This is a genomic window from Bacteroides cellulolyticus (assembly GCF_025567135.1).
Lineage (GTDB): Bacteria > Bacteroidota > Bacteroidia > Bacteroidales > Bacteroidaceae > Phocaeicola > Phocaeicola cellulolyticus.
In genome coordinates, this window is the sequence record NZ_JAOQJJ010000001.1 from 461,200 (window position 1) to 484,670 (window position 23,471).

At 41.1% G+C, this 23,471-nt stretch carries 18 protein-coding genes; 8 read left to right on the forward strand and 10 right to left on the reverse strand.

The genetic code is table 11. The features are described from left to right. Window positions 1-68: 68 nt before the first annotated feature. Entirely contained in the window at window positions 69-632 is a 564-nt protein-coding gene (locus OCV82_RS01995) for a hypothetical protein (RefSeq protein ID WP_262542793.1), read from the reverse strand. Between OCV82_RS01995 and OCV82_RS02000 the strand changes: the two genes are divergently transcribed. Next, window positions 624-2,558: a sensor histidine kinase gene (locus OCV82_RS02000; protein ID WP_262542795.1), complete on the forward strand. Its 1,935-nt coding sequence runs from the start codon at window positions 624-626 to the stop codon at window positions 2,556-2,558. The two genes, OCV82_RS01995 and OCV82_RS02000, sit on opposite strands and share 9 nt — an antisense overlap. A gap of 12 nt (window positions 2,559-2,570) precedes the next feature. Next, window positions 2,571-3,323, forward strand: a complete 753-nt coding sequence (locus OCV82_RS02005; RefSeq protein WP_154042857.1) for a LytR/AlgR family response regulator transcription factor — start codon at window positions 2,571-2,573, stop codon at window positions 3,321-3,323. Between the two features lie 77 nt (window positions 3,324-3,400). On the opposite strand, the gene ilvC is transcribed toward OCV82_RS02005, so the two are convergent. The 5 genes from ilvC to ilvD all read right to left on the reverse strand — a co-directional run bounded on the left by ilvC (window position 3,401) and on the right by ilvD (window position 9,439). Beyond that, entirely contained in the window at window positions 3,401-4,444 is a 1,044-nt protein-coding gene (gene ilvC, locus OCV82_RS02010; protein ID WP_154042858.1) for a ketol-acid reductoisomerase, read from the reverse strand. A 148-nt stretch (window positions 4,445-4,592) separates the two neighbouring features. After that, window positions 4,593-5,339, reverse strand: a complete 747-nt coding sequence (locus OCV82_RS02015) for an acyl-[acyl-carrier-protein] thioesterase (protein WP_154042859.1) — start codon at window positions 5,337-5,339, stop codon at window positions 4,593-4,595. A gap of 13 nt (window positions 5,340-5,352) precedes the next feature. Next, on the reverse strand, window positions 5,353-5,904 hold the full coding sequence (gene ilvN / locus OCV82_RS02020) for an acetolactate synthase small subunit (RefSeq protein WP_154042860.1): 552 nt from the start codon (window positions 5,902-5,904) through the stop codon (window positions 5,353-5,355). 18 nt (window positions 5,905-5,922) lie between these two features. Then, entirely contained in the window at window positions 5,923-7,623 is a 1,701-nt protein-coding gene (ilvB, locus tag OCV82_RS02025; protein WP_154042861.1) for a biosynthetic-type acetolactate synthase large subunit, read from the reverse strand. Between the two features lie 13 nt (window positions 7,624-7,636). Continuing rightward, window positions 7,637-9,439: a dihydroxy-acid dehydratase gene (gene ilvD, locus OCV82_RS02030; protein ID WP_154042862.1), complete on the reverse strand. Its 1,803-nt coding sequence runs from the start codon at window positions 9,437-9,439 to the stop codon at window positions 7,637-7,639. A 661-nt stretch (window positions 9,440-10,100) separates the two neighbouring features. Between ilvD and OCV82_RS02035 the strand changes: the two genes are divergently transcribed. After that, entirely contained in the window at window positions 10,101-10,601 is a 501-nt protein-coding gene (locus OCV82_RS02035; protein ID WP_154042863.1) for a hypothetical protein, read from the forward strand. Between the two features lies 1 nt (window position 10,602). Here OCV82_RS02035 and OCV82_RS02040 read toward each other — a convergent pair whose 3' ends face one another. Genes OCV82_RS02040 through OCV82_RS02055 form a run of 4 tightly spaced genes read right to left on the reverse strand, consistent with a single transcriptional unit; the run spans window position 10,603 to window position 16,948 of the window. Next, the gene (locus OCV82_RS02040) at window positions 10,603-11,481 is read right to left on the reverse strand and encodes a hypothetical protein (RefSeq protein WP_154042864.1); all 879 of its coding nucleotides are present in this window, start codon (window positions 11,479-11,481) and stop codon (window positions 10,603-10,605) included. A gap of 17 nt (window positions 11,482-11,498) precedes the next feature. Then, window positions 11,499-15,161 (reverse strand): ATP-binding protein, encoded by a 3,663-nt coding sequence (locus OCV82_RS02045; RefSeq protein ID WP_154042865.1) that lies wholly within the window; start codon window positions 15,159-15,161, stop codon window positions 11,499-11,501. Next, on the reverse strand, window positions 15,145-15,696 hold the full coding sequence (locus OCV82_RS02050; protein WP_154042866.1) for a condensin complex protein MksE: 552 nt from the start codon (window positions 15,694-15,696) through the stop codon (window positions 15,145-15,147). The genes OCV82_RS02045 and OCV82_RS02050 overlap by 17 nt, the downstream gene beginning before the upstream one ends. A 55-nt stretch (window positions 15,697-15,751) precedes the next feature. Then, a complete protein-coding gene (locus tag OCV82_RS02055) occupies window positions 15,752-16,948 on the reverse strand; it encodes a hypothetical protein (RefSeq protein WP_154042867.1) in 1,197 nt (398 codons plus the stop codon). Window positions 16,949-17,877: 929 nt separating this feature from the next. Between OCV82_RS02055 and OCV82_RS02060 the strand changes: the two genes are divergently transcribed. The 5 genes from OCV82_RS02060 (at window position 17,878) to OCV82_RS02080 (ending at window position 23,469) form a co-directional block, all read left to right on the forward strand. Then, window positions 17,878-18,783, forward strand: coding sequence for an ion transporter (locus OCV82_RS02060; RefSeq protein ID WP_154042869.1), 906 nt, complete (start codon window positions 17,878-17,880; stop codon window positions 18,781-18,783). A gap of 95 nt (window positions 18,784-18,878) precedes the next feature. Continuing rightward, on the forward strand, window positions 18,879-20,384 hold the full coding sequence (locus OCV82_RS02065; RefSeq protein ID WP_154042870.1) for a class I SAM-dependent DNA methyltransferase: 1,506 nt from the start codon (window positions 18,879-18,881) through the stop codon (window positions 20,382-20,384). Between the two features lie 14 nt (window positions 20,385-20,398). Then, entirely contained in the window at window positions 20,399-21,703 is a 1,305-nt protein-coding gene (locus tag OCV82_RS02070; protein WP_154042871.1) for a restriction endonuclease subunit S, read from the forward strand. Window positions 21,704-21,729: 26 nt separating this feature from the next. Next, entirely contained in the window at window positions 21,730-22,038 is a 309-nt protein-coding gene (locus OCV82_RS02075) for a hypothetical protein (protein ID WP_154042872.1), read from the forward strand. 480 nt (window positions 22,039-22,518) lie between these two features. After that, window positions 22,519-23,469, forward strand: coding sequence for an AAA family ATPase (locus OCV82_RS02080; protein WP_154042873.1), 951 nt, complete (start codon window positions 22,519-22,521; stop codon window positions 23,467-23,469). Window positions 23,470-23,471 lie beyond the last annotated feature (2 nt).

Consider the following 23,471-nt stretch of genomic DNA (forward strand, 5'->3'; position numbering starts at 1 on the left):
ACGGACTGACTGACACCAGTCCGCTAAACAACCGAGGGATGCTGCTGAACAACCTTAATTCATCATCATTACCGCCGGACTACCTCCTGCTGGAAAACGAGCATGAACAAGAACGGGAAATTTGCCGCCTCACCGCTGAAGATACAGAAACCGTACTGCGCTCTCCACTGCTCGACGAAATGGACGCCTGCCGACGTGTGTTTGCCGACACAACAGACGGTATCTTCTATATACCTACCGCAGAACGCACTTACCGTGTCAAAGCAGATGGCACGCAGCTGCCTGCCCTTCTTGTCCCACAAGGCTACTCGCTGCTTCGGACAGACAGCACGCTTTACCTTTTCGCCGCCGATGGGGTATATTGCTGCCGCGGTGCTTCGGCGCAACGTATAGTGTCTTTCCGCTTCCTCGCACCAGACTACGGCATTGATGCCTGCACAGACAGACAAGGCAATATCTACCTGCACGATGCGCACAACCTCTACCGTTTCACTCCCACTAAAAATAAAGTAGAGCGACTCGTAGATGGAATCAACCTCATCAGGCAGATGTTCATAGACCGCGAAGGAAATATCTGGCTCGCTACTTACCAGGGAGTTTACAACTTCTTCCGGCTGAATTTCATGAACCATACGTTAACCGACCGAAACGATATACTCCGCGCCATAAGTGTCACCCCGGAAGGCCACTTGATAGGCGGCACGCTGAACGGAAAACTACTGGAAGGCTACACTGCCAAGGAACTGCGTCCGCTTCCCTATCCAAAAAGCAAAGACAACTATTTCCTTCCATACACCGCCCGCATAGGCCAAACCACCTACCTGCTTGGTCAAGGCGACATACTGGCTTGCGAAGATACCAGAAGACAATGGCTCGGCCTGCCCCTACTTAACTACCGTTTCCTTGCCGGATATGGTGACAGCCTGCTTGTCGCCACCAGGCAGGTACTGTTCGTCACAGACCGCCACGGACGTATCATAAACACCCACAAAGGTCTGCGCGACATTTTCTGCGCCTGTCCTGACGGATATGGTAACCTGTATGTGGGAACAGCATATGGTCCTGTACGGATAAGCGGAAACAAACAGGTTGCCATTCACCAACCTGACGAAGGTATTCCATGCACTGCCATGACCGCCACACTGCAAGGCGAAATACTCCTTGCATCTGGCGAAAAGCTCTATACCGTTCGCAATGACTCCGCAATCATGATTCACGACTACGAAAGTCCCATCCGATCCATCTGCCAGACGAGCGACAACTTTCTAATTGTGGCAGTGGTAAACGGACTGTACATAACCGAAAACCGACTTTTGCAAACTATGTTCTTCAACCGCTACAACGGTTTTACAGGTATCGAACCGCTATTGGCAAACATAGCCGAGGCAGACGACGGCACTGTATGGATACCTTGCGTTGACCAAACCGTCTCATTCCGTCCTCGCGAACTGACATGCCAATATTCCGTACCGGACATTGAGCTAACCTCAATAGAGGCCTCGACCGATAATGTTGACTGGCACACCTTGCCAGTATCAACACAGCAAATAACACTATCCTATCCGATGCGGCACTTGCGTTTCTCCTTTATCGCCGTATCCCACTCCGCCACAGGTAACGTATGCTACCGTTATCGTCTTAAAGGTCTTCAAGACCAGTGGTCGCAACCTCAAACAATCCGCGAACTACAATTCAACAACCTGCTGCCAGGACGCTACCGGCTGGAGATAGAAGCATTAATAGGCTCGTTCTCCTCATCACCTGTTACTATAGACATACATCTGGACCCTACCTTGTGGCAACGACCGTTATTTTGGATAATATTAGGACTACTAATGGCTGGTGGTATTTGGGCATTGGCCTACCATTACTACAAACGCCACGAACGGGAACAGATGCAGAAACTATTACGCGAAACCAGGCTGAATAACCTGCTGTTGAAGTCAATCCGACTAAAGTCCATTCCACACTTCAATTCCAACGTACTGGCAGGCATAGAGTATTTTATAATGAACCATTCAGTGGAGGAAGCCAACAAGTATCTTGCCCTTTACTCCCGTTTCACCAACACTTTGCTGATGGATGTTGACAAACCCTCGCGTTCCCTCGCCAAGGAACTTGAGTACGCCCGCCTCTATCTAATGCTTGAGCAGTTACGCTATGGCGACAACCTTGCCTACGACATCAACATCAGTCCACAAGCGGACACCTCCGTGCAAGTGCCCAACATGATGTTGCACACATACTGCGAAAATGCAGTGAAACATGGCCTGCGTAACAAACCAGGTCGCGGGCACATCCTCATCGAGGTAAAAGCTAAGACAGGAGGCGTATGCGTATCCGTCACCGATGACGGGGTAGGACGCGAAGCAGCCGCAACCCTCTCCGCTACATCCACCAAACAAGGACTAAGTATCATGGAACAACAAATTGAACTTTACAACCAGCGTAACGCCGAGCATATTGTACAAACAGTGACAGACCTGAAAGATACAGACGGGAATGGCTGCGGCACTCGTTTTGAGTTATACATTCCCTATAATTATAATTATTTCTAATCAAACCTGCACATGAAAAAATACCGTGCCATAATCGTAGAAGACGAACGGCTTCCACGCTTGTCCCTCATCAGAAAACTTGAAGATTACCACCCGGATATTGATATAGTAGAATGTTGCGAAGATTACAATTCGGCATTGAAAGCCATACTGCGCCACCGGCCGGACATACTATTCCTTGACATTCAGCTGCAAGGTTCCACCACGCTGCAACTTCTGTGTGAACTGAAAGAAGCCATGCCACTGCCACATATCATCTTCACCACAGCTTACAACAACTCGGAGTATCTGCTCCAGGCTATCCGACTGGCTGCTGCCGACTACCTTCTTAAACCGGTTGAAGTGTCCGAACTGGCAAAAGCAATACAGCGCATCAAAGAACGTGACGAACACAATGCCTTACCATACGTACCGGCAAGACCTGATTCAGACAAATTCCCATTCCGAACGTTGAACGGCACATTGTTCATAGGGAAAAAAGAAATCGTATTTGTGCGTGCCAGCGGTAATTATTCGAATGCCACCCTAACAACAGGCGAGGAAATCATCTTAGAACGTCTTGGTGTCATCGAAACCCGACTGGGCGAAGAACATTTCATAAGAGCCGGAAGAAATCTGCTTCTCAACCGACAAATGATCTATAAAGTAGATACCAGGCATAAGTCGTGTACCCTGCGCACTCCAAATGGAAAGGAATACAGTATAGACTTATCTGCTGGAGGATTAGAATCTGTAGAAAAATCCACAAAACATAAAATGACATAAAAATCCATTACAAAAAAATTCCCTCTCTGCAACAGTAAGCCACAAAGAGGGAATAAAGATTCTCTTATAATAAATTATCAGTTGTTTTCAGGACGAAGTTTACGTACTGTAACAGCAGTCTGCCACATTTCGCTTTCACGCAAAGCTTTCAATTCTGCTTCAAGTTTTTCACGATAGTCAGGCTTAGAATTAGAGTCGATAGAAATCTGAGCTTCGTTACCGCTCTTAACACTCTGATACAATTTCTGAACTACAGGTTTGATAGCATCGTGGAACGGGCCCATCCAGTCAAGAGCACCACGCTGAGCTGTAGTAGAACAGTTTGCGTACATCCAGTCCATACCGTTCTTAGCGAACAATGGCATCAATGACTGAGTAAGCTCTTCTACAGTTTCGTTGAATGCTTCAGAAGGAGTATGTCCGTTTTCACGCAATACTTCGTACTGTGCAAGAAGCAATCCCTGAATAGCACCCATCAATGAACCACGTTCACCTGTAAGGTCAGAAGTAGCTTCACGCTGGAATGTAGTTTCGAACAAATATCCTGAACCGATACCGATACCAAGAGCGATGGTTCTGTCGAATGCCTTGCCGGTTACATCCTGATAAATAGCGTATGATGAGTTCAAGCCACGGCCTTCGAGGAACATTGTACGCAATGAAGTACCTGATCCTTTAGGAGCAACCATGATAACATCGATGTCAGCAGGAGGAACCACACCTGTACGGTCGTTCCAAGTAATAGCGAAACCATGTGAGAAATACAAAGCCTTACCAGGAGTAAGATATTGTTTGATTTTAGGCCATACAGACATTACAGCAGCATCAGACAAAAGACACATTACGATAGTAGCTTTCTGACATGCCTCTTCGATACCGAACAATGTTTCTCCAGGTACCCATCCGTCAGCGATAGCTTTTTCGTATGTTTTGCCCGGACGCTGACCTACGATGACATTGAATCCGTTGTCGCGAAGGTTCAATGACTGACCTGGTCCCTGTACTCCATATCCTATAACTGCAATTGTTTCGTCTTTCAAGATTTCACGTGCTTTTTCCAATGGAAATTCATCGCGGGTGATTACATTTTCCATCACACCGCCAAAATTTAATTGTGCCATGTTTTTTATAAGTTTTTAAGTTTATAAGTTTATAAGTTCTTAAGTTTGTAAGTTTATAGGTTAGTTACGAGTTGACAAGTTGACCAGGTTTCCTTCCGGTCAGTTACCAATAACTAACAACCATCAACTCATTCTTAATTATTAATTTTTAATTCTTAAATATCACTTTGCTTCTTACTACCACCTCACTATCGTTCTTCTTCACTTCTATATCGTACTCATTATCCGAAATCTGTTCACGATAGAAGGTCAGCTTATCGCCGAAATAACTTTCCGCAACATACGCCATCTCAAAACGATGTATCATTTTTTCGCGGAAGACATCCATATGAAACAAGTCAAGTATATGCTCTATGTATTTTATACTGTTCACATGTCCGTTGCAGTCTATATCGCTATATTTTGCCACATATTCACCTACAGGCTCTACCGAAGCAACCTTTATTCTTCCTGGCTTCTCGATTGGACATTCCTTCTGGCATATATAGTCAACGATACTGCCACCGTGCAGTGTAAGCAAATCGGCCGGCTTACGTGTTTTAAGATCTATCATCGCCCATATTGAACGCGCATAACCGATAGGTTTTCCATCCTTGTCGAGAATAGAGAAGTTTCGGTCGGTAAACAGGCGGTAAACATTCTCCACCCATGTCTGTACACTGAATTTCTCATACTGCATTGGGAATTCTTCCATCTCTATAGCCAGACGGGATAGCACCCACGTAAAATGGCTTTCATTCAGTTCGGCAATGCCAAAGCCACGTTCTGTGGCATGAAAACCAGCACAGTTAAGCAGATGATTACCCAAAACTCCCATCGTCAACTTTCCTGTAAAGTCAACATGAAATGGTTCTGCGACAAAGTTATATGTGCCAACTTTATTTTCTTCTCCCATAACAAGAAATGTTTTAAAGTCCTTTTTTATATCTTTCCTCACGGTGAGCAAGATACTCGTTCACACGTTCAAAACAACTGGTAGATACAGCAATTCTTCCAGAACGTACAAACTGAAGAACGCAATTAAGCCTTTTCAAATCCTCGTACAGGAATGTTATCTCATCGCTCATACCAACCATCTCTATTATAGAGAACACCGGATTTACTTCAACAATATGTGCATTAAATCTTCTGACTACCTTCGATGCCTCAGGATTGTTCTGAAACTCCGGTGTAGATACCTTATACATAGCCACCTCGCGTTGAAAGATTTCCTTATCTGTAAAATAGTGTGCCTGAATGACATCCATTTTCTTCTCTATCTGGCGTACAACCTTCTCCACAATATCTGCAGTTGTCCAGCAAGTGATTGTATATTTGTGTACTCCAGCAATAGAGGAAGCCGACACGTTAAGGCTTTCGATGTTAATCTGTCGGCGTGTAAAAACGGCAGTCACCTGATTAAGCAAACCGGCTATGTTTTCCGAATGAACTATGATAGTATATAATGTCTTATTTTCCATTTTTAATCCTCCTACTCGTTAGCAATCCAAATCCATCATCATATAGTTAACCGAGCTTCCCGGAGGAGTCATCGGCAATACATTACCTTCTTCCACTACGCATACTTCAAGAAGGAACGGACCGTCTGTTGCAAGCATCTCCTCTATTCCGTCTTTAAGCTCTTCACGCTCAATAACTCTTCTTGAAGGAATACCATACGCCGATGCTATCTGCATATAGTCAGGATTCATCATCGGAGTGAACGAATATCTTCTGTTGAAGAACATTGCCTGCCACTGACGTACATTTCCCAGATAGTTGTTGTTCATCAGAATCATCTTGACCGGAGCTTTCTGTTCCATGATAGTACCAAGTTCCTGCATTGTCATCTGAAGACCACCATCACCCATTATAGCACATACCGTACGTTCCGGACTACCGAATGTGGCTCCTATTGCAGCCGGGATACAGAATCCCATAGTTCCCATACCGCCTGATGTTACTACACTTCTGTTCTTCGTAAACTTGAAGTATCGGCATGACATCATCTGATTCTGACCTACGTCTGTTACCAGTACCGCCTCATGGTTGGTAGCCTCGCTCACTGCATTTACCACTTCACCCATATTTATCGGGCCATTTTCCGGATATACTTCGCGTTTGATAACCTTTTCGAATTCCTGCTGTTCATACTGGCTGAAACTGTCTATCCAAGCAGTGTGCTTGTTAGGCTGGATAAGTTCTGTAAGCAGACCTAAAGTACGTTTGCAGTCACCAAGCACCGGAACATGTACAGGTACATTCTTGCCTATCTCCGAAGGATCAACATCAAGGTGTATCACCTTTGCCTGTTTGGCGTATGTTTCAAGTTTCCCTGTCACACGGTCGTCAAAACGCATACCGACTGCAATAAGCACATCACATTCGTTGGTCTTTACATTTGGACCGAGATTTCCGTGCATTCCCAGCATTCCCTTGTTCAGAGGATGTTCCGAAGGCATTGCCGAAAGTCCCAACAATGTGCATCCACAAGGAATATCAGCTTTTTCTACAAACTTAAGCAACTCTTCCTGAGCATTACCTAATTCAACGCCCTGCCCTACGAGAACCAAAGGTTTTTGAGACTCATTGATAAATCTGACAGCCTCTGCCAAAGCCTTAGGATCTGTTTCCGGATCAGGATCATAGCTGCGAATGAAATCAACATCTACCGGTTCGTAATCCGTCATTTCTATTTGGGCATTCTTCGCAAAGTCGAGTACCACAGGTCCCGGACGTCCTGAACGGGCAATATAGAAAGCTCTTGCCACAGCCCAAGCCACATCCTCTGCACGGCGTATCTGATAGCTCCATTTTGAAATAGGCTGTGTGATACCAACTAGGTCAACCTCCTGAAAGGCGTCAGTGCCGAGAAGACCTGCTCCGACCTGTCCTGCTATCACCACGATAGGTGTACTGTCTATCATTGCATCAGCTACACCTGTTATGGTATTTGTCGCTCCCGGGCCACTTGTCACCAGACATACCCCCACTTCACCGGAAACTCTGGCAAATCCCTGTGCGGCATGTGCAGCACCCTGTTCGTGACGTACCAATATATGGTTAAGTTTATCTCTATGATCATATAAAGCATCGAATACAGGCATTATCGCTCCTCCGGGATAACCGAAGATAGTCTTTACTCCCTGATGCTCCAGCGAGCGCATCAATGCTTCACCACCTGATATTTTCTCTTTCATATGTATATGCTTTTTAGTCAACAATTCTTACTCCACCTTTATCAGCCGAACTTACCATGCTTGCGTAAGCCTTGAGTGCCTTAGACACCTTGCGGTCGCGAGTGACAGGTGTCATCGGACGTGCGGCAAGTTCTTCATCCGAAAGTTTTACATTGATACTGCGGTTCGGTATATCTATTTCGATGATATCACCATCCACAATCTTACCGATGTTTCCTCCGGCAGCCGCTTCAGGAGATATATGTCCGATACTCAATCCCGATGTACCGCCACTGAAACGTCCGTCTGTAATCAGTGCACATTCCTTTCCGAGATGTTTTGATTTTATATACGATGTAGGATAAAGCATCTCCTGCATACCCGGACCACCCTTAGGTCCTTCGTGAGTGATTACCACCACATCGCCGCTTACCACCTTTCCTCCAAGGATACCTTCGCAAGCCGATTCCTGAGAATCGAACACCTTTGCAGGTCCCGAGAACTTCCATATACTTTCATCCACACCGGCAGTCTTCACCACACAGCCATCCTGCGCGATATTGCCTTTCAGCACTGCCAGTCCGCCATCCTTGCTGTAAGCATGTTCCAAATCGCGGATACATCCTGTAGCACGGTCTGTGTCGAGTTCCTTATAATAATTGCCCTGCGAGCCAAGTTTGATAGAAAACTTTCCACCCGGAGCGCTTGTATATATTCTTTTTGCTTCAGCATCAACACTTTCTACAGAGATATCATATTTTGCAATAGCCTCAGCCAGTGTCATACCATCTACACGTGAAACTGATGTATCGAGCAAACCGCCCTTGTTCAGCTGCGCCAGGATATTCATGATACCTCCAGCTCTGTTCACATCCTGAATGTGGTATTTCTGAGTGTTTGGAGCTACCTTGCAGAGACAAGGCACACGGCGTGACAACATGTCGATATCATCCATTGTGAAATCCACCTCTGCCTCATGAGCTATTGCCAGCAGGTGAAGCACTGTATTTGTAGAACCACCCATAGCAATATCAAGTGTCATCGCATTAAGGAAAGCCTGACGCGTAGCGATGCTCCTTGGCAATACGCTTTCGTCACCGTCCTGATAATATTTATAAGCATTTTTTACGATGAGAGCCGCAGCATCCTTGAACAACTGCTTGCGGTTTTCGTGAGTTGCGACTATAGTTCCGTTGCCCGGAATAGCCAGACCGATAGCCTCGTTCAGACAGTTCATTGAGTTTGCAGTAAACATACCCGAGCAGCATCCGCATCCCGGACATGCATGTCTTTCTATCTGATCTACATCCTCGTCGCTCACTGTCGGGTCGGCCGACTTAATCATCGCATCTATCAAGTCAAGATGCTGACCGCCCCACTCTCCTGCTTCCATCGGACCGCCTGACACAAACACCGTAGGAATATTCAGTCGCATGGAAGCCATAAGCATACCCGGAGTGATCTTGTCGCAGTTTGAAATGCAGACCATAGCATCAGCCTTATGAGCGTTCACCATATATTCCACACTGTCGGCAATGATATCTCTTGATGGCAGCGAATAGAGCATTCCGTCATGTCCCATTGCTATACCGTCGTCTATCGCGATAGTGTTGAACTCAGCGGCAAAACATCCTAACTTCTCTATTTCCTCTTTCACCTGCTGACCTATCTCATGCAAATGTGTGTGTCCAGGAACGAACTGTGTAAATGAATTCACAATAGCAATGATAGGTTTGCCCATCATTTCCTTTTTCATTCCATTTGCCACCCATAATGCTCTTGCACCGGCCATACGTCGGCCTTGTGTACTCATCGAACTGCGTAACTCATTTTTCATTTTTATCTCTCCTTATTTAATCAAAAAGCCTTTCTCATACACATGTGAGAAAGGCTTTCATCAATATCATATATATGCAACTACATACATGAACCTTCCTCACCTCTTGGTTCCAGGACCACGACGCGAATAATATGCAGGACTGCCAGGTTAATGATAATGTTAGTTGCTTTCATACTTTTTCTGTTATTTTTGTTATTACGATTGCAAAGGTAAAGGCTTTTTTGATATAAACAAATAAAATGATAGTTTTTTTTGAAGAAAAATATCATTTATCAGAGAAAAGGGCTTTTTTGCTACATATTATTACATAACATTTGACTTCGGGAAACATGACAAGCGCCTGAAAAAGGTAATAAAAGCATAATAATTTGTCAAAACAGGCTGTCTCAGAAAGCGTTGCACGTACGTGTAACGCGTGGAACACGAACGTGTAACAAGCGGAACACGAACGTGACGCGCGCGGAACACGAACGTGTTACGGTTTCTTTGATAAAGAAAATATAAAAAATCTTCTTTTTATTATTACACCAGCACATAAAAATGAAGTTTTTTATATACCTTTGTCACACTGATACTTAATTCTTAAATTATTATCTGGTACATTTTTGATTATTACTTACAACAGGCAAAGTAAATGTTAATATAGTAGAATTTCAATATGCGTAATTTCGTTGATAAAAAAGCTGGTGCAACCTTTTTGAAAGGGTATTCTTATACTTATGCAGTTCGTCAGAATCATATAGAATTGATTCTTAAGGTAAACAAGGGATTATATGGTGTTGTATGCCTGGTTCCAATCGGAATCAACCAACTTAGTCTTACATGTTGCTGGGGAACTTTCTTTAATCGTCTGAATAATCATGAAAATCCAGGACGCCTGCTTCAGATGTTAGAAAAACATTGCCCGACCGTATGTAATCTTTTTACCGGAGAAACTCCTTATACCTTTATTTCGTTCCCGGATGAAGACAATATTGGTGCTATATCATTCACGATAGATACAGAACCGGACTTTAATCTTTTAGATTTTATTGGTGATAAAAAAGTCTTGGATGAAGCTGATAAGTTATTCTCTTTTAATTGCAAGTTGTATAACGAAATAAAAGATAAGTGTCCTTTTGAGGGATGGAAGAAGGGACTTTATGATTTTAACGGTTAATTTAATATGTACATTTTTCAATGTATCCTTCCTGTTCATACACCCTACCATAATGATGAATCATTTCAACCAACCCGTTCAAACGTGAATCTATAATCTTCAGATTTTTATATCTAAGATATTGAGCGTCATACAGTCCCTTATTCCCGGATTTCAACCTTTCTTCTATATCTTCGGGAATAAGGAAACTCGCTCTGTCGCCCAAAAATTTATAAAACTCTGACTGATATATACATATACCTGCCAGATCAAAATCTCCAAAATGTATATATCTATTAGGAATTTTAATAAGCCATTCCCTTAAATCTGCCGACTGGGGGTATCTGGAAACAAACAAAATTTTATTATCTCCAAACAGATTTTTCTGACTCCGTATATGACGGAAGTTCTCACCATTTTCCATTCCCACCACTGTCACGTCTGACGGTATATAAAATTCATCCGGGTTTTGTATGAAAACAGCACTTCCTTCCGGAGGGGATATAACAAAATCACTATTCCCTATTCTTGCATGAACAGGTTCGTAACAGTTCACAAGAAAACCTCTGAAAGTTCGGAGCTTAAAAGTCTTGGAATCGCCTGTTTCCTGTACAAGCATACTGCGCTGCAAGTCTTTGTTCTCACCGGAAAAGATTTCAATCCATCTTTCAAGAGAAGTGCCGGATGTATAATTATCTGAAACATATCTACCGAATGCCACAGAATCTGTAAGGCGATAGGAAACTCTGCTGCCACTGGCTATTCCGGTAATAAGCCCCTCTATCCTTAATTCATCAACTATCCATCGAGGAAGCGAGCTTGAAGGAAGAGTTTTTCCTTCAAGCATATAAAGTAATTTTTTCGCGACAGATATTGTAAATCTCTTTTTATTTATTTCCATATTATTACAAGGTATTCTTATTTTCGTGTAAGCAATGGCACTACCCTTGTATTGCTTTTCGCGTCTTTACTTAACAGATAAGTATATTTATAATCCTCAACATTATAGGTGGTAGGCGAACTGTTGATAAGTAATATGTTGCGGCAATTGGCAAATTCAAGTATGCCTTTCACATTATTGGGATGCAGCTTACCGATTTCATCCATCATACAATGCACCTTGAAATCTCCGAATTTCCTTGAGACTTTTTCCTTGAAGACATTGATAAGCATGATGTTTACCATTGCTTTAACCAGTATGTCTGTGCCGTCGGAACCTACATTCGCTATTTTCTCAACCCAGCCTGTGTCATTATCATTTTCGATAATACGGAACTCCAGATTAAAGGTATCAGAAACGACAAGACTCTTCCTGGAAGGCTCATCCTTGAGCAGTTTACTGAATGAATTAAGATATTTTACAGCCTTGAGATTAACGTTCTCGCGCGAATCCTGTGAGAACAGGTCCATTTCACCCATGTTGAAGGTGTTCCCATCATTGAAATTCTTTATTTCTATAAGAAGCTGCATAAGTTTGTCGTTACTCTGCAAAGCTCTGAGTTCGATACTGCGGATAACTCCTGCAAAATTACGCTTGATGAAATCGTCATTAATATCTTTAATAGTCTTATTAATAAGACTTTCGCTTTGGGTAAGTTCTCCTGTTTCCTTTGATATGCGTCTTATTATGTTTACGTACCTTTCACTTATGCGGTTCTGATATTCTGTGATTTTATTGTTTTCCACAAACTCGCATAAATTGGATGCGAAATCCATGTAATCTGAATCACACGACAATGACTGAGGAAAACTGAAAGTATTTCTTGCAGTAAAGTTACTGTTAAACAGATTTACCGATTTTTTGAAATTCTCAGTATCCTTGCCAAAAGAAACAATCTGACTTTTCAGCTCTTCCACTATCTTACCACAAGGTTTATTGGTAGGTAGTTCTTCATGAGTGTACGACTCCGGAGGACAGAAGCCTTCATCTTTGCGGAAATTCTCAAGAACGCAAAGATCGTTCTTAATGGCATCACGTTCGGCCGACTTTTCGTTTATACTGTTTTTTACAGTTTCATACTGAGCGGTGAGTTTGTTTTTCCGCAACGCGTATTTTTCTTCAAGCTCGTCCAGATGCATCTCATTGTTCTTCTTGGTGTCGCGCAATTCCGGCTCACGGTCAAACAGTTCTCTCTTGTCTTTCTCATAATTCCACACCAACGACTGTTTTTGCGATATATAATCCAACTCAGACTTTATAGCATCAATTTTTGCTTTATAGGAATTTATAACCGATGTGTCAGCTCCTTTACCGTTCAACTCCTCGTTCTGCAACTTGTGAAGTTCTTTTTTTCTGTTATCCGCATCTGTACGCCGGTCGGACAGTTCATTTTGTACTGCCTGTATCTCAACTTCAACAGCACTGCGTTCTTTCTTTTCCGCCTTTCTCAGCTCTTCATTAATCAGAAGAATCCGCTTTTCTCTCTCCTGTTTCAGAAGTTCTTCATTATTGCAACATTTTTGCCTTTCCTTTTCCTTGCCTCCAAGAAGTGTTTCTATCTCATCCAGCCTGTTTCTTTTCCACTCCGATTCTTTGCGTTCCCACGAAGCCTGTTCCGCCTTTATATTCTTAATCTGAAGCGGATATTGCTGTAACTGAATTTCAAGAACCTGCCTTTCGCCCGATATTGCTGAAATCTGCTTTCTGTACTTATTCTTTATCTCTTCAGTACGCTTCGTTTTTTCTTCATTCAGAAGGCTTATTTTTCTAGTATATTCATCTCTTTCGGAAGATTTGGCCTTAAACTCAGCTTTAAGCTGTTCCGGTGAACGTAATTCACGCTGTACTTCAGCCAAATTAATTTTTACGCCATAGAAAGAATTACTTCCATCGGTTGAGAGTTCAGGAGAAAGATTCTGATTGTAGAGTATAAGTTGTTCATCTGCAATCTTACCTATATTTTCCTGCCATCCTGGCCTGTTCTTGTCGAGCCATTCGCAAAAAGAGCCTTTGCTGCTGTTTATCAGCACATTCAATGATTCCATTTCTGCGTCCAACTGTTTCCTGCAGCGTAGAGCCTCATCTATTTTCGTATCATACTCTTTTTCAACTATCATAGTTTCCGCTTCTGACTTCTGTCTTAGGCGGTCGCACTCCAGTTTCAGACGGTCAGCTTTCACGGCGGTATCCTTTTCTTCGGAAGATATGTTTCTCAACCGTTCCTCACAGTCACTTATCTCATCCTTGAAATGAACAGTACACTCAACCCTTGTTTTCTGTTGTTTCAGGTTGGATATTTCTTCCAGCAGCTGCTCCTTGCTGTCGGCAAGTGTTTTAAGTTTCTCTTCATAAACAGAGCGTATTTCTTCAGTCTGACTGTTGCTTTTCTTTGTCAATTCCGCAATCCTTTTACCAAGTTCGTTTTCAAGGCTTAATACCCTTTTGTTGATTTCATTCTCAAATCTTGCAAGATCGGCATCAATGCTCTGTTCCATCAAAGAGTATTTGCTTATTACATCCCGATACGTACTCGTGAGTTCATTATAAACCTTATTCAGAGACTCCAGTTCGTATTTCAGTGACGTTTCCCTATTTACTCTTGATATAACCTCATCAATGCGTTCCTGTTCATAATATTTACGTTTTTCCCTTATCTTCTTAAGGTCAGATTCTATACTGCCGCTTAACTTTACAAGCTTGTCGCGCTCTCTGTCAAACTTATCTTTTTCTTCCCCAAGCAAACGTGTAAACCGTTCGGCTTCATCATTAAGTTGCAGAAGCAGCTCCTCCAGTTCTGGGAGCTTAAGACGTGCCACCCTTTCAGAATAGTTGAGATGCTGTCTATCGTCTTTAATCCGCTTTTCAGCATACAGAAGCATTCTGTAATTCTTTATTACCGTATCAGCCTGTTTCCTGACAGGTACCACTCCATTTCTATCCTGTTTTATCCACAGCATTACGTCGGAATATTCCTGCTCGAAAGTCTCTATCTGGTTCCGATAATAACTCAGGTCGACAACAAACTCATTATCATCCATTGACTGTATGATGGTATCCTTTATAAAATCGGCATCAAGCTTCGAGTTAAGGAATACATTCTGAATTGTACGCGGTATATTCTGGTATCGCGAGCTCTCTACAATGGCATACTTACGGAACTTAAGCAAATCCGGTTTTCTGTTGTTGCCGAATATTATATCACGAAACATATCATAGCCTGTAACCAGCGACGACACGCTTGCACCGGATTCCGACACTCTTGTACGAATCACACTCCAGTCGGCAGAAACCTCATTTTTGCCGTCAACAAACCACTCCTTACTGTATGGTGCATCAATAAAGCGGAAGGCAGCCCTACCCATCGACTTCGTTACAACTACGGTATAGGCACCGTTTTCGCGCATTACTTCATAAACTATATACGAGTTGGCAAAAGGGAGATAGAAAGAATCAAAATTCTTCTTTTCTTTCGGTATGCCCAATCTGAGTTTGTCTGCATTATAGAAAAACAGGACAGCACGCAAAAGAGTACTTTTACCTACTCCCTGGGTACCAATAAAATGCACATTGCCATCCAACTTTACTTCGGCATACGGTACATGTGCGCTGTTCAGAAATATTACCTTATTGAGATATCTCATCGTTCATTTCCTCCGATATTGTTATGCAGTCCACCAAATCCTCCATATAGTGAAATGCCGTTAATACTTTATAAGTACTATCATGTTCATTCTCAAGTTCTATCATTCCCGCCTTTTCAAGTTCAGAAACAAGTTTCTCCACAATCTCATTATATTTCTTCTTATCCTGAAACAGTTTGGAAGCCTTATCCTTCAGCTCAATCTGGCAACTTATCTGAACTTCTATGTCTGCCGGGCGGAACTTAAATCCGGGACCGAATGTAGCATCATACGTTTTAAGGAAACTTAGGTAGTCAATCCACTTCATAACTGCTTCAAGTTTTCGCTCAAGATCAACTTTCGCCTCCTGTCGGGTGAACATATAATATCCGTCACCACCTTCGAGATAAAAACCAATGCCTTTATAATATTCGTAATAATCGGTCAAATCCTCTTCTATGGCATCATAATACCGTTTTATTGCAGGAGAAACGCTGTTTGCAGAAATAAATCCGCCCTTACTCAATATATTGAATATTTCTTCTGTATATTTCATGCTTATTCTGATTATGATTATGTAATTATTGGGAGCAATCGGTAATTGTTTGGAGTCATTTGGAATATATCAAAGGATATTCCACGTCATGACTTGTTTCATACTTGTCGGTGAAATTCAGTCCATCGGCATACTGCGATGCTATCTGGCAGAAAAACAAGATTCTCTCGACAGTGCTAAGCTCTTTATGATAATTGTAATTCATTACAAACTTAAACAGATGACTGCTTGATGCCGAGAAAGCATTATAAATTTCCTGTAAGTTTATCTTGTCAAGAACTTCACCTTCTGTTTTCATATATTCCTGAGGTATAGCATCGGCTATATTCTTCGGACCTTTAGCCAGGTTCTTCCTTTTTGATATGATTTTTCTTATTATCTCCAACGCCACCGCAGAAGTACGCAGATTATCTACCGAAAGTTTTATCCTGTAATTGGTCTGAGGCTCAATCCATACAGGATTTCTCATACTGACGACCTGACGTATATCAGTTTTTTCGTCTAAAAGGAACTGGTCACGGAGGTATTTCAAACGTCGGACTTTCTCGAATATCCTGTTCTGATAAGCTATAAGATTCAGGTAATGAATAATCTGCTTCTCTATCTCAATGAGATTATGATAAGAATCATTAAGCTGAAGTTTCACGTCATTCACCACTATACGCATTTGAGTGTCCATGGCAACTCTGAAAAAAACAGGCTGAGCGTTGTCTATTATATCTTCACTCCTATTGATGAGGAGTTCTATGTTCTTACGTTTTTCATCAAGATTATTCAATTTTGAGAGCTTTACACGATAGTTTGGTTCATTCTTGTAAGTATTGTCAATGTTGCGTTTCAAGTCTATTACATTACGCACTGTTATCATTGCAATATTTTTCAGACACCGTCTTACCTCTTTGTGATAATTATATTTCCGCTGCTCATTATCTTCTTTAAGGTAATAATCGATATTTTCATTCAGACGTCCCAGATAATCATTTACAAACGAAACATTTATATTCTCATTGACCTGTAAAACATCCTCGAAGAATTTAAGATATACATCCTCCATTTCAAGGAAATTTCCGCTATCTCTTATTATTCCGTAGTCAATAAGATATTTAATTCTTTCTTCTTTGTATTCCGTGAGTTCGAGTGCATAATCATATTTCAAGGAAGTTGAAGCTCTTTTCTGAAACATCTGTTTCAACAAAAGCTTCTCTCTTTCAAGTACACGCAAAAGCTCATCAATAGATTTAAAGGTATTCATAGTTCAAGTGTTATAAGAATTACTACTGAAATGATAACTACAAATTTAAAGAATAAAATACTTTTCCACCATATCCTTGAGCTGATCTGATGACAGATTCCCACATACTGTAATCAATTGTTCATAACTGTACACATCGGGGCTATTTCCAGCCAAAGTTTTTGTATGAATCATTTTTCCATTATTACGGTCAAAGCGTTTTGTCATGAGATCCTGATTACTTTTAACGACAGTACATCTGACATATAAACTGTATTTATATATCATTATAATGATAGCTATGTATATTTTCAAGTATTAATCATCACTATTATGAAGATTACAAATACAAAACTATGCAATTTATGAGAATAAAACTAATTTTTCTTAAAAAACTTCGGCTATCCCAGAAACACCGTAACAGTCAAACTTATTCAAAAAAAGTCTGCCTGTAACACTGCTCGCAACGATTCCCATAGCGTGCAAGCTGTGTGAAGTTTATTTTTCTTGGTATGACCACAACATATTTCGTACTTTTGTTTAATTTTGCGGTAATATCCATTAAAGGTATCCCTGCAGATATTCATATATTGGTTGAGCGCTCCTGATATTTCCATGTTTAACTTATATATAGATAATATAAAGTTACTGAAAGTCAGACACTTGACCAATTCTTTTATGCTAACTCTTGTTAATTTAACTCGCTGATTTTTAAGTATTTAATTAATTATTTACCGAAGTATTGACATAAAGAGCGCAAGTGACAATCTAAATTCCCTCCCATAAAAAGGATGAGATTAAAATATCGCCGTCCTGGCATAGATAGCGTAACACGTTCGTGCAACGCGTTATGGTAATAATATCAAAACATTATATTTCTGATATATTATCACAAAAACATTATGATTTATTATTAACTTTGTTCCTTACTAAAAAATATAAACATAAGCATGAAATTCATTTCCAGAATACATCAGCGTTGGCAAAACTTCCTTCATAACGATGAACTGAAAGAAAAGATATATTCTATTGTGTTTGAATCGGATACGAAAAAAGGAAAGCTGTTCGACATAATCCTCATAAGCAGCATCACCCTTAGCGTACTGCTTGTCATAGTAGAAAGTATGCACATATTCCCCCACTCTGCCTATTTAGTTCTAAGAATATTGGAATATCTGCTCACGCTGTTTTTCACTTTTGAATATCTGGCAAGAATATACTGCCTGAAAAAGCCTCAAAAATATATCTTCAGTTTCTTCGGTATAGTTGACCTACTGGCTACACTGCCTGTGTATATGAGTTTCTTTGTTACAGGTTCGCACTACCTTCTCGTGATACGGGCTTTCCGACTGATACGAATATTCCGCATCTTCAAACTCTTCACCTTTATAAACGAGGGCAACCTGCTGCTTCGTTCGCTATGGATAAGCGCGCCAAAGATACTGATATTCTTTTTCTTCGTGCTGATACTTGTCACGTCGATGGGAACAGTGATGTACATGATAGAGGGCGACGTACCGGGCTCCGGCTTCAACAATATCCCCAACAGTATATACTGGGCTATAGTCACAATGACCACCGTGGGCTATGGCGACATCACTCCTGTCACAGTCATTGGCTGGTTCATCTCCGCAGTGATAATGCTGATTGGTTATACCATAATAGCAGTGCCTACAGGTATAGTTTCAGCTACAATGGTGAGCGAGCATAAAAAACTGGAAAAGCGGAAATGCTCACGCTGCAACCGCGACGGGCACGATTTCGAGGCCTTATACTGCAAATACTGTGGCGCGAAACTGAAAATGGAGAAGCCTCGGGAGTTTGTGAATGAGAGGCCGAATGATGAGCGATTCTGACATCAGAAAGTAAGAAAACCCGCATTTCGTTTGTATCTGCATACACATTATTATATATTTGGAATAATCATAATTGAAATTTAGCATAAGAGCACATGGCGAAGACAAACAACACAGCCGACATAGGCTTTGAGAAAGAGATATGGAAGGCGGCAGACCTTCTCAGGGGAAACCTCGACGCATCGGAGTATAAGTCCGTAGTATTGGGACTGATTTTCCTGAAATACATTTCAGACCGTTTCGAGGTGAAATACAACGAACTTGTAGACGAAGGCGACGGCTTCGAGGAAGACATTGACGAATATACAGCCGAAAACATCTTCTTCGTTCCTCAGGATGCACGCTGGGCGGCAGTGGCGGAAGCTGCACACACTCCGGAGATAGGTACGGTGATAGACAATGCCATGCGCCTGATAGAGAAAGAGAATCCTCGTCTGAAAGGCATATTGCCAAAGAACTTCGCCCGTCCTGAACTGGACAAGAGAAGGCTCGGCGATGTGGTGGGCCTCTTTACCAACATCCGCATGAAGGAACACGGCGATTCAAAGGACATCTTGGGCCGCACATATGAATACTGTCTGTCGAAGTTTGCCGAAGCCGAAGGCAAGCTGGCCGGTGAGTTCTACACCCCTGCCTGCATAGTACGCACCTTGGTGGAAGTATTGCAGCCATACAGCGGCCGCGTTTACGACCCTTGCTGCGGTTCGGGCGGTATGTTCGTACAGTCTGCCAAATTCATAGAAAGACATCAGGGAAACATAAACAATATCTCCGTATTCGGACAGGACAGCAACCCTACCACATGGAAAATGGCACAGATGAACCTTGCCATCCGTGGCATAGAAGCCGACTTGGGCAAGTTTGCAGCCGATACATTCTTCAGCGACCAGCACCCTACGCTGAAAGCCGATTATATACTCGCCAATCCGCCCTTCAACCTCAGCGACTGGGGAGCCGACAAGTTGCAGGACGATGTGCGCTGGAAATACGGTATTCCGCCATCAGGCAATGCCAACTTTGCATGGATTCAGCACATGATTCACCACCTCTCTCCGAGCGGTCATATAGGTATGGTGTTGGCCAACGGTGCCCTTTCGTCGCAGTCAGGCGGTGAAGGTACAATCCGCGAGAATATCATCAAGGCGGACCTGGTGGAATGTATTGTGGCCATGCCGTCGCAGCTGTTTTACACCACAGGTATCCCCGTATCACTCTGGTTCCTAAGCCGAAACAAGAAGCAGACAGGAAAGATTCTCTTCATCGATGCCCGTCAGATGGGAACTATGGTTACGCGCAAGCTCCGCGAACTGACCGAAGAAGACATCCTGCGCATAGCCAAGACTTTCAACGATTTCCAGGCCGGAACATTGGAAGACGAGAAAGGATATTGTACCGTAGCTACTCTCGACGATGTAGCCAAGCAGGACTATATACTTACTCCGGGACGCTATGTAGGCATAGCCGAAGCGGAAGACGACGGCGAACCGTTCCAGGAAAAGATGGAGCGACTCACATCAGAACTGTCTGAGATGTTTGAGAAGTCGCACCAGTTGGAGGAAGAGATTAGAAAGCAGTTGGGGAGTATTGGGTTTAGGATTTAAAATTGGGGTGGATTATGGAAGAATGGAAAGAATATAGATTAGGAGATTTAATCAATATTTCAAGTGGATTCGCATATAAAGGTGAATTCATTGGAAATGGTGAGAACTATCTCTTAGGCATGGGATGCGTATCTTTTAGAGATACATTCCTCGTCTCAGGGATTAGACCATATTCTGGAGATGCCCCAGATAGATATCTGGCATATTCTGGAGACATCGTTTTAGCTACTCGACAACAATCTGATAATCTTCCAATACTGGGTATGCCAGCTATTATACCTAAAAAATACGATGGACACAAAATGATTATTGGAGCAAATCTATACAAAGTACAGAATAACTCTGATTTTAGCAATGAATATATCTATTGGCTAATGAAATCACCTGCTTATGTTCATCATATAAAATCATGTCAAACAGGTACAACCGTACGAATGATTACAAAAGCTAATATTGAAGATTTTACATTTCTTGCACCCCAAAAAGAAACTCGAGATAAAATAGCTCAATTCTTTTGGAATATAGAAAATAAAATCGAACTAAACCGCCGCATAAATGAAAATTTAGAGCAGCAGGCACAAGCATTATTCAAGTCTTGGTTTGTAGATTTTGAACCATTCAAGGATGGAAAGTTTGTAGATTCAGAACTTGGGATGATACCGGAAGGGTGGAAAGTTGGTACATTATCTGATATAATTAAAAATACTATTAGTGGTGATTGGGGAAAAGACCACCCACAAGGCAATCATGTAAGAAAAGTTTTTTGTATTAGAGGGGCAGATATTCCAGATATAAAAATAGGAAACAAAGGAAGTATGCCAACACGATTTATTCTGGAAAAGAATTATCAATCAAAAGTCTTAATTGACGGAGATGTGGTAATTGAAATTTCAGGTGGAAGTCCAACTCAATCAACCGGCCGAGTCTGTAGAATTTCTAATAGGTTATTGGAGAAGTATAATAATTCTATTATATGTACAAATTTCTGTAAAGCAATAAAGCCGTCCTCCGGTTATTCTTCTTTCTTATATTATATATGGGAAATGCTTTATAATCAAGGAGTAATGTTTTCATATGAAAATGGAACAACAGGCATTAAGAATCTTGATATAAATGGATTTATACAAAAAGAACAGATTGTAATTCCTCCTATTAGTATTGCTGCTGACTTTGAAAAGATGATAAAAGTTTTTTATGACAAAATTCAATCGAACGGAATGGAATCAGAAAGACTTGCCCAGCTTCGTGACACCCTCCTCCCCAAACTCATGTCAGGCGAACTAAAGCTCAGTGAAATAGAAACGGAATTAGATGAATAAACAAATACATTACTGAATTTTCTTTTATGGAATATTTTGAAAAGCTATATAATAAAGGATGGACTGACTGGAAATCCTTTCCTGACCCAAGGAAAGGAGAATACTTAAATGTTCCATTCGGAAGTGGTGTGTATCAACTTAGAAATAGAAGAATTGGTAAGTTTGTCTTATTTGGTACAAGTAAAAATCTTGCATACAGGATGTCATCATTGTTGCCAAAACCTTTCGGTGCGGGTACAAGAAAAAACGAAGATAAACCCAATTATGTTTTTAATAATATACATGATTTAAGTTTCGCAAGTAATAAAGTATTATCAGTCAACAAGTTGACTTAGTAGGTAAAGCTTAAATTCCAAACGATATTCTATAATCAACTTACTGACTATTGAACTTTACATACTGAAGGTCACCTTTAGGTGGACTGATACCTTCTTTATTACTTTTATACCATAAGTTTTGCACTTGCGAAACTTGAGTACATGATATAGAATACCGTACAATTTCGTTCATTGATAACGATGAAGCTAAACGATTTGAAAAATATACCAAACATAAAGAAGAATATCTTTTCAACTCATAATGAGCATAAATGTATTCTTCAATTTTTCAAAAAAACTTGTTTTTATGCCATTATTTTTCAGAAAATGGAGTAAAGATAATTATATTTGCATATTATATTATCAGCATTAAAACTTCGCAGATTCGTATATTGTGTGTATCTCCGATAAATAATGCGAAACGTAGATTATTTAAGTTTTGCCTGTTTGCAGAACCATTTGACATAAATAATATCACTAATAAAATAAAAAAGAAATATGGCAACAGCAGCTCAATTGATAACACTTGTAAAAAGCCATTTCGAAGATAATAATGAGAAGTTCAATACTGTAGCATTACAGATAGCTGCTCATGAGGCTAAATTAGGTCATACTAATTTGGCTAATGACATACGCAAAATCATAGATACTTCAAAAATAAATAAGCCAAAGCTAAAGAATATAGATCCTAATCTGCAAGGATTGTTTTTGGAAATATTTCCTCAGGAGCGTTTGGCAGATTTAGTTGTTGCGCCACATATCAAAAACAGAATAGAGAGAATTATCAATGAATTTACATACAGGGACAAACTGTTTAAGCACAACCTTGAAAACAGACGTAAAATTCTGCTCTCCGGACATCCGGGAACAGGGAAAACAATGACTGCTTCAATTATTGCCAATGAATTGAAGTTGCCTATGTATGTTGTTCTTATGGATAAAATTGTAACAAAATACATGGGCGAAACGAGTGCAAAATTGAGGCAAATTTTTGATTTCATAGAAAATATTCCTGCTGTATATCTGTTTGATGAATTTGATGCCATCGGAGGTCAGCGTGGGAAAGACAATGATGTCGGTGAAATGCGTCGTGTACTGAATTCATTTCTTCAATTTATAGAACGTGACCATTCGGACAGTTTGATTATTGCAGCTACAAACAATCTGGAGCTTCTTGATCAGGCTTTATTCAGACGTTTTGACGATGTAATACATTATCAATTACCTTCTGATGATGAAAAGGTCCAGTTATTGAAGAACCGTTTAAACGGCAGTCTGAATAAAAATGAGATAAAAGCACTTTTACCTGAATTAGATTCTTTAAGTCATGCCGAAATAAATCAAGCATGCTTGGATGTAATAAAGACTTCGGTTATATATGATACCCCTATAAAGTTTGATTTGGTTATTAAGACTATTAACGAAAGGAAGTCTGCATATAATAAATAATA

Bases quoted from the DNA above. Each gene is read 5' to 3' on its own strand.
- OCV82_RS02000 (WP_262542795.1), top strand. From the start codon at position 624: ATGAACCATACGTTAACCGACCGAAACGATATACTCCGCGCCATAAGT.
- OCV82_RS01995 (WP_262542793.1), bottom strand. From the start codon at position 632: ATGGTTCATGAAATTCAGCCGGAAGAAGTTGTAAACTCCCTGGTAAGT.
- OCV82_RS02005 (WP_154042857.1), top strand. From the start codon at position 2,571: ATGAAAAAATACCGTGCCATAATCGTAGAAGACGAACGGCTTCCACGC.
- ilvC (WP_154042858.1), bottom strand. From the start codon at position 4,444: ATGGCACAATTAAATTTTGGCGGTGTGATGGAAAATGTAATCACCCGC.
- OCV82_RS02015 (WP_154042859.1), bottom strand. From the start codon at position 5,339: ATGGGAGAAGAAAATAAAGTTGGCACATATAACTTTGTCGCAGAACCA.
- ilvN (WP_154042860.1), bottom strand. From the start codon at position 5,904: ATGGAAAATAAGACATTATATACTATCATAGTTCATTCGGAAAACATA.
- ilvB (WP_154042861.1), bottom strand. From the start codon at position 7,623: ATGAAAGAGAAAATATCAGGTGGTGAAGCATTGATGCGCTCGCTGGAG.
- ilvD (WP_154042862.1), bottom strand. From the start codon at position 9,439: ATGAAAAATGAGTTACGCAGTTCGATGAGTACACAAGGCCGACGTATG.
- OCV82_RS02035 (WP_154042863.1), top strand. From the start codon at position 10,101: ATGCGTAATTTCGTTGATAAAAAAGCTGGTGCAACCTTTTTGAAAGGG.
- OCV82_RS02040 (WP_154042864.1), bottom strand. From the start codon at position 11,481: ATGGAAATAAATAAAAAGAGATTTACAATATCTGTCGCGAAAAAATTA.
- OCV82_RS02045 (WP_154042865.1), bottom strand. From the start codon at position 15,161: ATGAGATATCTCAATAAGGTAATATTTCTGAACAGCGCACATGTACCG.
- OCV82_RS02050 (WP_154042866.1), bottom strand. From the start codon at position 15,696: ATGAAATATACAGAAGAAATATTCAATATATTGAGTAAGGGCGGATTT.
- OCV82_RS02055 (WP_154042867.1), bottom strand. From the start codon at position 16,948: ATGAATACCTTTAAATCTATTGATGAGCTTTTGCGTGTACTTGAAAGA.
- OCV82_RS02060 (WP_154042869.1), top strand. From the start codon at position 17,878: ATGAAATTCATTTCCAGAATACATCAGCGTTGGCAAAACTTCCTTCAT.
- OCV82_RS02065 (WP_154042870.1), top strand. From the start codon at position 18,879: ATGGCGAAGACAAACAACACAGCCGACATAGGCTTTGAGAAAGAGATA.
- OCV82_RS02070 (WP_154042871.1), top strand. From the start codon at position 20,399: ATGGAAGAATGGAAAGAATATAGATTAGGAGATTTAATCAATATTTCA.
- OCV82_RS02075 (WP_154042872.1), top strand. From the start codon at position 21,730: ATGGAATATTTTGAAAAGCTATATAATAAAGGATGGACTGACTGGAAA.
- OCV82_RS02080 (WP_154042873.1), top strand. From the start codon at position 22,519: ATGGCAACAGCAGCTCAATTGATAACACTTGTAAAAAGCCATTTCGAA.